At 76.7% G+C, this 12,380-nt stretch carries 13 protein-coding genes; 3 read left to right on the plus strand and 10 right to left on the minus strand.

Features of this window, described 5'->3' with window-relative positions; all coding sequences use genetic code 11:
• Positions 1-31: 31 nt before the first annotated feature.
• Positions 32-322: a glutaredoxin family protein gene (locus BJ989_RS00465; protein ID WP_179516551.1), complete on the minus strand. Its 291-nt coding sequence runs from the start codon at positions 320-322 to the stop codon at positions 32-34.
• Between the two features lie 9 nt (positions 323-331).
• Positions 332-1,930 (minus strand): class I adenylate-forming enzyme family protein, encoded by a 1,599-nt coding sequence (locus BJ989_RS00470; protein ID WP_179516552.1) that lies wholly within the window; start codon positions 1,928-1,930, stop codon positions 332-334.
• Positions 1,931-2,006: 76 nt separating this feature from the next.
• Here BJ989_RS00470 and BJ989_RS00475 point away from each other — a divergent pair, with 76 nt between their 5' ends.
• The 3 genes from BJ989_RS00475 (at position 2,007) to BJ989_RS00485 (ending at position 5,332) form a co-directional block, all read left to right on the plus strand.
• Complete coding sequence (locus BJ989_RS00475; RefSeq protein WP_425489975.1) at positions 2,007-2,972, plus strand: HAD family hydrolase; 966 nt, start codon at positions 2,007-2,009, stop codon at positions 2,970-2,972.
• A 166-nt stretch (positions 2,973-3,138) separates the two neighbouring features.
• Positions 3,139-3,945 carry a sigma-70 family RNA polymerase sigma factor gene (locus BJ989_RS00480; RefSeq protein WP_179516553.1) on the plus strand — a complete coding sequence of 269 codons (807 nt, stop codon included), beginning with the start codon at positions 3,139-3,141 and terminating at the stop codon, positions 3,943-3,945.
• Between the two features lie 163 nt (positions 3,946-4,108).
• On the plus strand, positions 4,109-5,332 hold the full coding sequence (locus BJ989_RS00485; RefSeq protein WP_179516554.1) for a DUF5667 domain-containing protein: 1,224 nt from the start codon (positions 4,109-4,111) through the stop codon (positions 5,330-5,332).
• A gap of 65 nt (positions 5,333-5,397) precedes the next feature.
• Here the strand turns inward: BJ989_RS00485 and BJ989_RS00490 are convergent, their stop codons facing one another.
• The 8 genes from BJ989_RS00490 to BJ989_RS00525 form a co-directional block, all read right to left on the minus strand.
• Positions 5,398-6,675 (minus strand): 1-acyl-sn-glycerol-3-phosphate acyltransferase, encoded by a 1,278-nt coding sequence (locus tag BJ989_RS00490; RefSeq protein WP_179516555.1) that lies wholly within the window; start codon positions 6,673-6,675, stop codon positions 5,398-5,400.
• Positions 6,668-7,693 carry an NAD-dependent epimerase/dehydratase family protein gene (locus tag BJ989_RS00495; RefSeq protein WP_179516556.1) on the minus strand — a complete coding sequence of 342 codons (1,026 nt, stop codon included), beginning with the start codon at positions 7,691-7,693 and terminating at the stop codon, positions 6,668-6,670. Before BJ989_RS00495 ends, BJ989_RS00490 begins: the two co-directional genes overlap by 8 nt.
• A gap of 11 nt (positions 7,694-7,704) precedes the next feature.
• Positions 7,705-7,806, minus strand: a complete 102-nt coding sequence (locus BJ989_RS17280; protein ID WP_008356322.1) for a 30S ribosomal protein bS22 — start codon at positions 7,804-7,806, stop codon at positions 7,705-7,707.
• A gap of 152 nt (positions 7,807-7,958) precedes the next feature.
• Positions 7,959-8,165: a helix-turn-helix domain-containing protein gene (locus BJ989_RS00505; protein ID WP_179516557.1), complete on the minus strand. Its 207-nt coding sequence runs from the start codon at positions 8,163-8,165 to the stop codon at positions 7,959-7,961.
• A 197-nt stretch (positions 8,166-8,362) separates the two neighbouring features.
• A complete protein-coding gene (locus tag BJ989_RS00510; protein WP_179516558.1) occupies positions 8,363-9,592 on the minus strand; it encodes an acetoin utilization protein AcuC in 1,230 nt (409 codons plus the stop codon).
• A gap of 42 nt (positions 9,593-9,634) precedes the next feature.
• The gene (gene proC, locus BJ989_RS00515; protein WP_343048951.1) at positions 9,635-10,483 is read right to left on the minus strand and encodes a pyrroline-5-carboxylate reductase; all 849 of its coding nucleotides are present in this window, start codon (positions 10,481-10,483) and stop codon (positions 9,635-9,637) included.
• Between the two features lies 1 nt (position 10,484).
• Positions 10,485-11,552: a hypothetical protein gene (locus BJ989_RS00520; RefSeq protein WP_179516559.1), complete on the minus strand. Its 1,068-nt coding sequence runs from the start codon at positions 11,550-11,552 to the stop codon at positions 10,485-10,487.
• A gap of 10 nt (positions 11,553-11,562) precedes the next feature.
• Entirely contained in the window at positions 11,563-12,369 is an 807-nt protein-coding gene (locus BJ989_RS00525) for a sugar phosphate isomerase/epimerase family protein (protein WP_343048952.1), read from the minus strand.
• Positions 12,370-12,380 lie beyond the last annotated feature (11 nt).

Below are 12,380 nucleotides of genomic sequence, written 5' to 3' on the forward strand. Positions count from 1 at the left end.
GTCATGCGCGCGCGGGCCGGGCGACCCCTCCTCAGCCCCGCCGCGGGGTCGTCAGCGCCGCGCGCAGGCGCGCCGGGTCGACGCGCCAGAAGTCGTGCTGACGACCGTCGACGAAGGTCACCGGGATCTCCTCGCCGTAGCGGGCGAGCAGCTCGGCGTCGGTCGTGACGTCGAGCTCCTCGAAGGCCTCGCCGAGCTCGGCGCACACGGCCGCGACCACCGCCCGCGCGTCGTCGCACAGGTGGCAACCCGGCTTGCCCAGCAACCGGACACGCGGGCCGGCCGGCCGGTCGGGCTCGGGGGTGCGGCGGCGGAGGACCACGCGGCGACCTCAGACCAGGCCGTCGGCGCGGCGGCGGGCCATCCCGCGCAGCCGGCCCTTGGCCACCTTGCCCGTCGCGGTGCGCGGCAGCTCGTCGACGACCTCGAGCCGGGCCGGCACCTTGAACCGGGCGAGCCGCTCCTCGCACCGGGCCCGGGCGGTCTCGGCGAGCGCGGCGCGCTCCTCCACCGGCAGGTCGGTGCGGAGGTAGGCCACGACGGCCTCCCCGGTCGCCGGGTCGGGCACTCCGACGACGGCCGCCGAGACGACACCGGGCACGGCGGCGAGGACCTCCTCGACCTCGGCGGGGTAGACGTGGAAGCCCGACACCACCACGACGTCGCGCACGCGGTCGACGAGCGTGAGGTGGCCGTCGTCGTCGAGGAGGCCGACGTCGCCGGTGCGCCACCAGCCGTCGGCACCCGGACCGTCGGCCCCGTCGGGCCAGTAGCCGGAGAAGAGGTGGTCGCCGCGCACCTCGATCTCGCCCGGGTCGCCCGGCGCCGCGGGCGCGCCGGCGTCGTCGACGAGCCGCAGCTCGACCCCGGGCAGTGCCGCGCCGACCGACCCGGCCGACGCTGGCACGTCGCCGACGAGGGTGCTCGTCACGACGGGGGCCGCCTCGGTGAGGCCGTAGCCCTGGGCGACGACGTGACCGGTGACGGCGCGGAACTGCTCGACGGTCTCGGCCGGGAGCGGCGCGGAGCCGCTGACGACCAGCCGCACGCCGGCGAGCGCGGCGCGCACCCGGTCGGGCTCGAGCGCGAGCCACGCCGCGAGCACCGGCGGCGCGACGGGCAGCACCGTGCACCCGGCCCGCTCGACCAGCGCGAGCGTGCCCTCGGGGTCGAAGCGGCGCTGCAGCACGAGCGTGCCCGCGGTGCGCAGCACCGGGCCCAGCACGGCGTTCAGCCCGTAGACGTGGAACAGCGGCAGCACCCCCAGCACGACGTCGTCGCCGCGCACGAGCGGCGGCTCCACCGCACCGACCTGCGCGAGGTTGGCCAGCAGGGCGCGGTGGGTCAGCATCGCCGCCCGGGGCCGGCCCGACGCCCCGCTCGTGAGCAGCAGCACGGCCAGCGACTCCGGGTCGGCACGACCCGGCAGGGCCCGGCCGACCAGGTTGCGCAGCTCGTCGAGCGACTGCTCGCCCGCGCGCTGCTCGGCGCCCGCGGCGACGACGCGGGGGGCGGGCTCGGCGAGCCCGTCGACGGCCTCGCGCACCACCACGACCGACGCCGCGTCGCACAGCACGACGCGGGCGCCGGTGCCCGCCACCGCCGCACGGAGGTCGGCGGCACCGGCGCGCGGGTTCAGCGGCACCGCCACCGCGCGGGCGCGGAGCACCGCGAGGTAGGCGACGACGAGGTCGACGGAGTTCTCCTGCACCAGCGCGACGCGGTAGCCCGCCACCACGCCCGTGCGCGCCAGGCCGGCGGCCGTGCGCGCGACCAGGTCCTCGACCTCGGCCCAGGTCAGGGAGCGCCCGTCCTCCTCGACCATCGCCCGCCCCTCGGGGCGCTCGGCCGCGGCGCGCGCGAGCAGCTCGTCGACGGCGTACGCCGCGCCCGACGGCGCCGCGGCGGGGGTCTGGTCGGGCTCGCCCATGGGGGTGATGGTCCCACAGCGGGCACCGCCCGGCGCGCCCCTGGGCCGCACGGGCCCGCCTCACTACGCTGCGCACGTGGACGCGCCGCCGCCCGGAGGACCCGAGGCCCCCCGCACCCCGCCCCCCGCCCGGGAGGCGCCGCAGGCGCGGGCAGCGCGGCAGTCGCGCAGCGGGGGCGCGCGCCCTCGCCCGCCCGACCTGCGCCAGCGCTCCCGCCTGGCCGGGGAGGCCGCGGCCGCCGCCGCCGAGGTCGAGTCGGCACTCGACGTGCCGCCGGACCCCACCGCGGCCGCGTTCTTCGACGTCGACAACACGGTCATGCAGGGCGCCAGCATCTTCCACCTGGCCCGCGGCCTGCACCGCCGCGAGTTCTTCACGACCCGCGAGATCCTGGGCGCGGCCTGGAAGCAGGCCTACTTCCGCGTGGTCGGCGTCGAGGACCCCGCCCACGTCGCCGAGGCCCGCGCCTCCGCGCTGTCCTTCATCGCCGGCCACACCGTCGCGGAGCTCGAGGAGCTGGCCGAGGAGATCTTCGACGAGGCGATGGCGCACCGGATCTGGCCGGGCACCCGGGCGATGGCCCAGCTCCACCTCGACCGGGGCCAGCGGGTCTGGCTCGTCACCGCGGCGCCGATCGAGATCGCCCAGGTCATCGCGCGCCGGCTCGGGCTCACCGGCGCCATGGGGACCGTCGCCGAGCACGTCGACGGCGTCTACACCGGCCGGCTGGTCGGCGACATGCTGCACGGGCCCGCGAAGGCCGAGGCGGTGACCGCGCTCGCGGCGCGCGAGTCGCTCGACCTCGCCCGCTGCTCGGCGTACTCCGACTCCGCCAACGACCTGCCGCTGCTGGAGCTGGTCGGTGACCCCTGCGCGGTCAACCCCGACGCCCGGCTGCGCGCCGCCGCCCGTGAGCGCGGCTGGCGCGTCCGCGACTACCGCACGGCCCGCAAGGCCGCGCGCGCCGGCCTCGTCGTCGGCGGCGCCGCGGGTGCGGTCGCCGGGGCGGTCGCCGCCGGCGCGGCGGTGCGTCGACGCTGAACCGCGGCAGGGACCTGCGGCACCGACCCGCTGCCCTGGCCGGATCCGGTCAAGGCGGGCACAAGGAACGCCGAGCAATCCTGCAGTCCCGTTCCCAAGACGGCCGAATCGTCCTACCCTCAGCGGAGGGCTACTGCGAGGTAGCCCCCTGGGGAGGGCTCAGCACATGCAGACGGGACGTCCGGACGTCGCGCGCGGTCTCGACGCGCTGCGCGCCTCCGTGCTCGCTGCGCTCGCCGCCCTGCAGCCCGCCCAGCCGCTCCTCGCCGGCACGACCGGCACCGCGGCGAGCCGCCCCGGCGTGCTGTGGGCCGAGGCGCTGCCGCTGCCCGACGTCGGCCCCGACCTCGGCGGCGGGCTCGGCCCGGTCGGTCCGCACGACGACGCGGAACTCGCCGCCTCCTCGGAGGAGTGCGAGCACGAGCGGTCGCGGCTGATCGCGCTCGTCGAGCTGGCGCGCGACGGCGACAAGGAGGCGTTCGGCCTCCTCTACGACCACTACCACCCGGCGGTCTACCGGTTCCTCTTCTACCGGACGCGCTCGGTGGCGCTGGCCGAGGACCTCACCTCGGAGACGTTCTTCCGCGCGCTGCGGAGCATGAACGGCTTCCGCTGGCAGGGCAAGGACTTCGGCGCCTGGCTGATGACGATCGCCCGCAACCTCACCACCGACCACTTCAAGGCCGGGCGCACCCGCCTGGAGTCGACGACCGAGGACATGGGGCTGCACGACTCCCCCACGGAGGGGCCCGAGGAGACCGTCCTCACCCACATCACCCACGAGGTGCTGCTCGAGGCGCTGCAGTCGCTGCCCGCCGAGCAGCAGGAGTGCCTCGTGATGCGCTTCCTGCAGGGCATGAGCATCGCGGAGACCGCCGCCGCGCTCGGTCGCAGCGACGGCGCGGTCAAGCAGCTGCAGCTGCGCGGGGTGCGCAACCTGGCCAAGCTGATGCCCGAGGGGATCCGGGACTGATGGCCGCCGCACGTGCTACCCACCTCAAGGCCGCTGCAAGCGCAGCCGCGGAGTTGCCCTCGACACGCGTCGCCCCCGTAACCTCCCCGACCCGGGGCTCGTTGACCACCTCGACAGCGACCACCGCGCCCCACCGGGCGCCCCGCACCTCAGGACGGCCCCGATGAGCTCCGCGTTCGCACGCCGACGCGCCGACCGGTTCGACGCCCTGGTCGGCGACCCGACCGCCACGGCCGACGACGCGCGCACCGCCGAGCTGCTCGAGCTGGTGGGGGCGCTGCGCTCCGTGCCCGCCCCGGCGCCGCGGGCCGACTTCTCCGCCGCGCTGCGCGAGCAGCTGATGGCCGAGGCCGACACCGTGCTGCTGCCGCGCGACCGCTCGGTCGACGCCCGCCTCACCCTGCCCGCCGCCCGCCCGCAGCGCACCCGGCGCGACCGTCGCCTGGCGGTCGCCGCCGGCACGCTCGCCGTCGTCGGCGCCACCACCTCGATGGCGATGGCGGCGCAGACCGCCTTGCCGGGCGACGCGCTCTACCCCGTCAAGCGCGCCCTCGAGGACGCCCGCACCGGCGTCTCCGTCGGCGAGGGCGCCAAGGGCTCCACCCTGCTCGCCTCGGCCTCGGGTCGCCTCGACGAGCTCGCCGAGCTCGCCCGTCGCGACACCGCCGAGAGCAGCGCCGCCGTCCCGGTCACCCTGGAGGCCTTCACCGCCCAGGCGGCCGAGGCCGCCGCCCTGCTCGTCGAGTCCTACGAGGAGTCCGGCGAGGCCGAGGCGATCGCCACGCTGCGCGACTTCACCGCCCAGAGCATGGCCGAGCTCGCCGCGCTCGAGCAGGTGCTGCCCGCCTCCGCCCGCGACGCCCTCCGCGAGGCCGCGCAGCTGCTGGCCGAGATCGACGCCACCGCCGCCGCCCTCTGCCCGACCTGCGGCGGCAGCGGCGTCACCGAGGTGCCGCTCTCGCTGCTCGGCGCGGTCGACGGCCAGTTCCGCGACCTGATGGCCCCGGTCCGCGCCACCGACGCCACCCGCGGCCGCACCGCCCCCCAGGCCCCCGGTCGCGGTCGTGGTCGCGGCGGGTCGGGGCCGGCGGCCGCCCAGCCGACCCCCGAGGTGCCCGAGCGCGAGGTGTCCGGCCCCGGCTCCGTCTTCGCACCGCCCTCCTCGGGCGGCAGCACCGGCGGCACCAGCGGTGGTGGTGACCCCACCCTCGGCGGCCTGCTGCCGGGCGGTTCCACCGGTGTCTCCGGTGGTGGCGCCGGCCCGCTCCTCGAGCCCCTCGACCCCGTCCTCGAGCCGCTCGCGCCGATCACCGACCCCGTCACCGGCCTGGTCGAGGACACCCTCGGCGGTCTCGGCGACGCCACGTCGGGCGGCTCCGGCCGCTGACGGGTCACCCCGACCCACCCTGCTGACCCACCGGCCGCGGGCGGGCCGTGGCGGTGCAGGGCGGCTCAGCCGAAGACGGAGCCGCGCTCGACCAGGAGCCGGTAGAGCGTCTGCTGGATCGTCTCGCGCACCTGGTCGGTCACGTTGAAGACCAGCATCGGGTCCTCGCCCGCGCCCTCGTCGTAGGCGTCGGTGCGGATGGGCTCGCCGAACTCGATGATCCACTTCGAGGGCAGCGGCACCAGCCCGAGCGGGCCGAGCCAGGGGAAGAGCGGTGTGATCGGCACGTAGGGCATGCCGAGCAGGCGGGCCAGCGACGGCACGTTGCCCACCAGCGGGTAGATCTCTTCCGCGCCGACCACCGAGAGCGGGATGATCGGCACGCCGGTGCGGATCGCGGCGGAGACGAAGCCGCCGCGGCCGAAGCGCTGCAGCTTGTAGCGCTCGGAGTAGGGCTTGCCGATGCCCTTGAACCCCTCGGGCCACACACCGACGAGCTCGCCGCCGCGCAGCATGCGCTCGGCGTCCTCGGCGCACGCGAGCGTCGCCCCGCTGCGCCGCGCGAGCGTGCTGACGACCGGGAGGCGGAAGACCAGGTCGGCGCCGAGCGGGCGCAGGAACCGACCGGTCGCGTCGTGCGTGGACACCATGGTCATGAGGCCGTCGACGGGGATGGTGCCCGAGTGGTTCGAGACCACCAGCGCGCCCCCCTCGGCGGGGATGTTCTCCACCCCGCGCACCTCGATGCGGAACCACTTCTGCGCGATCGGGCGCAGCACGGCGTGCAGGAAGTGCTCGGTGACCTCGGCGTCGAAGCCGTACTCGTCGACGGTGTAGTCGCCCGTCAGCCGGTGGCGCGCCACCGCGAGCATGCGGGCCAGCTGCGGCTCCCACTGCGGGCCGAAGACCTCGCGCGCGGCGTGCTGCACCGCGGCGAGCCAGTCGCCGGCGGGGATGCCGTGGCGCGGGACGGTCGTGGCGGGCGCGCGACCGGCGTACGCCGTGCTGCCCGCGCCGCCGCCGGCCGGCGGGAGGGTGGAGAGCACCGGGGCCGGCGCGTCGCGCGGCGACGGGTCGTCCTCGGCCTCGGGCGGGGTGGCCGGGGTCTCGTGCCCCACCACGTCGGGCGCCGGATCGGGCGCGGACGCCGGGTCGGGCGCCGCGTCGTCGACGGCGTCCACCGCGTCCGTCGCGTCGGACGCGTCGGTGCCGGCCGGGTCGTCGCCGCGAGGCGCCGGGCGACCGCCGGCGAGGCCGCGGGCGGCCGAGGAGGGCCGGCGCTGGCCGCTGCCGCGGCCGGGACGGCCTCGGGTGCCGATCGGGATGATCTCGGCGTCACCCACGGGTGTCCTCCAGTCGACGGGTCAGGCCGGCGAGGGCGCGGTCGGAGGCGTCGACCGCCGGCGCGAGCACCGAGGGGACCCGGCCCGCGAAGTCGGCGAACGCCTCGGCGGTCGTGAACGTCGGGGTGAAGCCCAGCACGGTGCGCATGCGGGTGGTGTCGACGCCGCGGCCGTAGGTGAGCAGGTCGCGCAGCTCGGGCGAGAAGTCCTTGACACCCGCCTGCCGCACCAGGGAGCCGAAGCTGCGCAGCGCGGCGCCCGGCACCGGCACCGTCGGCTTGCGCAGGCGGCGCAGGGCCTGGCTCAGCACGAGCACCCCGTCGCCGGCGACGTTGAAGGTGCCGCGCACGCCGGTGCGGGCGGCGTGGCCCAGCGCGTCGAGCAGGTCGCGCTCGTGGAGGAACTGCAGCCGCGGGTCGAAGCCGACCACGCGGGGGACGACCGGCAGGCGGAAGTAGGCCGCGATCGGGCTGGCGACGTCGGGGCCGACCACGTTGGCGCAGCGCAGCGTCGTCACCGCGACGTCGGGCCGGCGGCGGGCGAAGCCGCGCACGTAGGACTCCACCTCGGCGGCGTCCTTGGCGTAGCCGGAGCGCGGGGTGCGCCGCGGGTCCATCTCCTCGGTGAACATCGCGGGGTCGCGACTGCTGGCGCCGTAGATCGTGGTGGTCGACTTGACCACGAGCTGGCGCAGGTCGGGCGCCTGCTGGCAGGCCGCGAGCAGCTGCATCGTCCCGATGACGTTGAGCTCCTTCATCGTGCCGCGCCCGCCGCTGGTGCCCGGCGTCGAGATGACGCTCATGTGCACCACGGTGTCGACCCGCTCCTTGGCGACCACCTTGGCGATCACCGGGTTGCGGATGTCGGCGCGCACGAAGGAGACGCCGCCGATGTCGCCGCGCGGCGGCACCACGTCGACGCCGATCACGCGGTCGACGGAGGGGTCGTCCGCGGCCCGGCGCGCGAAGCGCCGTCCGAGGTCCCGGGAGACCCCGGTGACCAGGACGACCCTCCCCACCGGCGTGGGCCTTACTTGCCGAGCTTGCGGCGCTGCACCCGCGTCTTCTTCAGGAGCTTGCGGTGCTTCTTCTTGGCCATGCGCTTGCGCCGCTTCTTGATGACAGAACCCACAGGGAAACCTTTCGCACGCTGGGGCCGCCGACGGACGTGCGTCCGGGCGGACCGGCACAGCCTAACGGGCCGGTGTCGTGCGGGAGGAATCAGGCGGTGCGGGCGGGCGGGCGGTGCGACGCAGGGCCGGGGCGGGCGGTGTGGCCCGCGGCTCAGCCGGCGTCGAAGAAGCTCTTCTGCAGGTAGGCGTCGACGTCCTGCTCGGTGACCCGGAAGGAGCGACCCACGCGCAGCGCGGGGAGCTCCCCGTTGTGCACGAGGCGGTAGACCGTCATCTTCGAGACGCGCATCATCTGCGCGACCTCTGCGACGGTGAGGAACTTCTTGTCGGGGCTGTCCCCGGACGTGCTCGCAGCCATGTGGGCACCGGATCTTCCTGAGCAGCACGCCGCCGGCTTCCCCACCGGCGGTCCACGAGCTGCGTTGGTGTGAGGGTAGGGCCTGGAGTGACGCGGGGGAAGTGTGTGACTCGGAAATCTGCCATCACGCGGCGTGTCGGGTTGCGCGGTCTGGTCCGGCCGGACCTCGACTCACCGACGTCGGCGGTGCGGTGGCCTCACCAGAGCCCGGTGAGCGGGTCGAGCCCGTGCAGCGGGAAGGCGGCCTGGCGGGTGGCGTGCACCGCGCGGTCGAGCCAGGTGTCGGGGTCGTAGCCCTCCGACCAGTCACGCCACCGCACCGTGCGCCCGTCGGTCATGCGCATCGGCGCCACCCGGCCCAGCGAGGTGCGCACGTGGTCGCGCCACGCCTCGGGGGTGGGCGTCGCGGGGTCGACGGGCACGCCCGCGACGACCGCGAGCAGGTGGCTCCAGGCCCGCGGCACCACGTCGACCAGCGCGTAGCCGCCCCCGCCCGTCACCACCCAGCGACCGCCCGCCACCTCGTGGGCGAGGTCGTGCAGCGCGAGGTAGGTCGCGCGCTGGCCGTCGACGGTCAGCATCATGTGGGCCAGCGGGTCCTCGATGTGGGAGTCGCAGCCGTGCTGGGTGACGAGCACGTCGGGGGCGAACTCGCGCAGCAGCGGTGGCACGACGGCGTGGAACGCGCGCAGCCACCCGGCGTCCGAGGTGCCGGGCGGCAGCGCGACGTTGACCGCGGACCCCTGCGCGTCGGGACCGCCGAGGTCGTCCGGGAAGCCGGTGCCCGGGAAGAGCACCTGCCCGGTCTCGTGCAGGCTGATCGTCAGCACCCGGGGGTCGTCCCAGAAGATCCGCTCGACCCCGTCGCCGTGGTGGACGTCGACGTCGACGTAGGCGACCCGCTCCGCCCCGTGCGCCAGCAGCCAGCGGATGCCGACCGCGACGTCGTTGTAGACGCAGAAGCCGCTGGCCCGGTCGGGCATGGCGTGGTGCAGCCCGCCGGTGATGTTGGCGCTGTGCAGGGCCTCGCCCTCCCACACGGAGCGGCACGCCTCGACGGTGGCGCCGACGACGTGGGCGGCCCCGTGGTGCATCCCCCGGAACACCGGGTTGTCGTCGGTGCCGAGCCCCCGCTCCAGGTCGGCCAGACGCGGGTCGGCGCCGACCCGGCCGACGGCCTCGATGAGCGCGGGGTCGTGCACCGTGGCGAGGAGGTCCTCGTCGGCGACCGGGGCGGCGACCTGCCGCAACCGCGGGCCGAGCACCCCGAGCTCGTCGGCGAGGCGCATCGTGAGGTCGACCCGCACCGGCGACATCGGGTGGGACGGGCCGAAGTCGTAGTCGGTCAGGCTCGGGTCGAAGACCACGGAGGCCGGGCCGGGGCACCTGACGTGCCCCGCGGTGCCGGAGCCCTCCTCGACGGGCATGGCCGCGACCCTACCGCCGGGCCGTGCGCGGGCACGCCGTGCTCAGCCCCCGGCGAGCTCGCGGCTGCGGTCGCGCGCGGCGGCCAGCGCGTCGAGGAAGGCCGCCCGCAGGCCGTGCTGCTCCAGCACCGCGAGGGCGGCCGCGGTCGTGCCGCCCGGGGAGGTCACCTGCTCGCGCAGGAGCGCCGGGTGCGTCCCCGTCTCGTGCACCATCGTGGCGGCACCGAGCACCGTCTGCACCGCCAGCTCGGTGGCGGTCGGGCGCGGCAGGCCGAGGCGCACACCCGCCTCGACCATCGCCTCGACGACCAGGAAGACGTAGGCCGGGCCGGAGCCCGAGAGCGCGGTGGCGGCGTCCTGCTGCGACTCCGGCACGCGAACCACGCGGCCGGTGCCGCGCATGAGCGACTCGGCCTCGGCGAGGTGGGCCTCGCCCGCGCTGGCACCGCCCGACACGACCGCCATCCCCTGGTCGACGGTGGCCGGGGTGTTCGGCATGACGCGCACGACCGCCACGCCCTCGGGCACGCGCTGCTCGAGCCACGCCGTGCCCACGCCGGCGGCGAGCGAGACGACGACCTGGCCCGGGGCCATCGCCGGGGCGACCTCGACCAGCAGCGCCTCGAGGTCCTGCGGCTTGACCACCAGCACGACGGTCGCCGCCCCGCGCACGGCGTCGGTCGCGCGCAGGGCGCGCACGCCGTGGCGCTCCTCGAGGTCGCGGGCGCGGTCGGGGTCCTTCTCCGACACGACCACGGCCTCGGGCGGCCGGCCGGAGCGCAGCAGGCCGGCGAGGACCGTCTCGCCCATCACGCCGCCGCCGAGGACGGCGGTGACGGGGTGGTCGGGAGGCGAGGTCAGCGGGGGTCCGGACGGGGCGGGGTCGGTCACGTCAGCTCCTGGTGCGGCGGTCGGCGGGACGGTCGGCCGGCCCCGCGGGGCCGGCGCGGCCCCCGGACCGGTGGGCGCCGTGGGGTCGGCGCTCCGCGAGCTCGGCGGCGCGGTCGCGCAGGTCGAGCGCCCGCACCCGGGCACGACCCAGCGCGCCGTCGACGGCCCTCCCCAGGGCGGCGGCCAGCGTCTCGGGGGGCCGCGACGCCCGCCGGCCCCACCGCAGGACCGCCCGCACGCACTCGCCGTCCGCGGCCAGCGCGTCGGCCCGGGCGAGGTCGCGGCCGGCCACCAGCAGCTCGTAGCTGCCGGCGGCCCGCGCGTGGCGCCCGGCCAGCGCACGGGTGACCCGCAGCAGCAGCTCGTCGGTGGCGTCGACCTCGGGCGTGCCCTGCCCCGCCATGAGCACCCGGAGACAGCGCACGAAGGAGCGGTCGGCCTCCAGCCCGGAGCGGTACGCCGCGTGGGTGCGGTCGGCAGGCCCGCCACGGCCCCCCGGCCCGGGTGCGCTGCCGTCGGTGGGGTGCGCGCGGTGGGGCAGGCCGCCGCGCAGCAGCCGCACCCGGGAGCCCTCGTGGGCGAGCCCGCGGCAGTCGGCCTCGGCCCGGTGCAGACCCGCGCGCACGACGACGCCGGTCTCGGGGAAGTCCTTGCGCAGGTCGCGCAGGATGCCGAGCGCGCGGTCGACGGGCAACCGGTCGTCGGTGTCGACCGTGACGCCCACCCCGGCGTTGCGCGCGGCGCGGCAGACCTGCTGGGCGCGGTCGAGCACGACGGCGTCGGAGCGCACGTGGCCGGCGGGGAGCGCGTCGGTCGCGAGCGGGGTCACGAGGGCGGGCAGCAGCAGCACCACGTCGGGGCTGCGGGGCGCGGTCTGCTGGCCGAGCGCGGCCAGCAGCGTGCGCAGGTCCTCGACCGCGACGGCGGCGGCGCCGACGCGGGTGGTCGCGCCTGCCCGGCGCTCGAGCGTCACCGCCACCCCGGCCTCGTGCAGCGCGGCGGCGGCCCGGGCGGCCTCGACGGGGCCCGTCGCGGTCACCGGCCCGCGGCGTCCTCGGATCGGCAGCACCCCGCCCACCCTACGGTCCCCCGAGGTGGCGTCGGGCGAAGTCGAGCGACTCCCGCAGGTCGGCCTCGCGCTCCTCGCGCGTGGTGGCCTTGCGCGTGTTGATCTCGAGGACGACGTGGCCGGTGAAGCCGCGCGCGGCCAGGCGCCGCAGCAGCTCGGCGGCGCCGGTGGTGCCGCGCCCGGGCACGAGGTGCTCGTCCTTGGCCGACCCGCGCCCGTCGGTGAGGTGCAGGTGGCGCAGCCGGTCGCCGAGGCGCTCGCACATGGCGATCGGGTCGCTGCCGGCAATGGCGGCGTGGGAGAGGTCGACGGTCGTGTGGGCGTAGGGCTCCTCCGAGGGGTCCCAGCCCGGCAGGTACATCTCGACGCCCCTGCGGTTGCGGGCACGCCAGGGGTACATGTTCTCCACGGCGAAGGCGAGCCCCGTCGAGGCCTCGAGCGCCGCGATGCCGTCGACGAAGCCGGCGGCGTAGTCCTTCTGCCAGCGGAACGGCGGGTGCACGACGACCACGTCGGCGCCCACCTCGTGGGCCATCTCGGCGGAGCGCTCGAGCTTGCCCCACGGGTCGGTGCCCCAGACCCGCTGGGTGAAGAGCAGGCACGGCGCGTGCACCGCGCAGACCGGCACGCCGTGGTGCTCGGCGAGCTGGCGCACGGCGGCGGTCTGCTGCGAGAGGCCGTCGACGCCGACCATCACCTCGACGGCGTCGTAGCCGAGCTCGGCCGCCCATGCGAAGGCGTGCGCGGTCGACTCGGGGTAGACCGAGGAGGTGGACAGGCCGACCAGGGGGCCGCCCCGGGAGGAGCCGTCAGGCACGTCGCACCACC

This window comes from Nocardioides perillae, from assembly GCF_013409425.1.
Taxonomy (GTDB): Bacteria; Actinomycetota; Actinomycetes; order Propionibacteriales; family Nocardioidaceae; genus Nocardioides; species Nocardioides perillae.

Excerpts from the sequence above, each read along its gene's own strand:
- BJ989_RS00470 (WP_179516552.1), bottom strand. The coding sequence starts at position 1,930 with ATGGGCGAGCCCGACCAGACCCCCGCCGCGGCGCCGTCGGGCGCGGCG.
- BJ989_RS00480 (WP_179516553.1), top strand. The coding sequence starts at position 3,139 with ATGCAGACGGGACGTCCGGACGTCGCGCGCGGTCTCGACGCGCTGCGC.
- BJ989_RS00485 (WP_179516554.1), top strand. The coding sequence starts at position 4,109 with ATGAGCTCCGCGTTCGCACGCCGACGCGCCGACCGGTTCGACGCCCTG.
- BJ989_RS00505 (WP_179516557.1), bottom strand. The coding sequence starts at position 8,165 with ATGGCTGCGAGCACGTCCGGGGACAGCCCCGACAAGAAGTTCCTCACC.
- BJ989_RS00510 (WP_179516558.1), bottom strand. The coding sequence starts at position 9,592 with ATGCCCGTCGAGGAGGGCTCCGGCACCGCGGGGCACGTCAGGTGCCCC.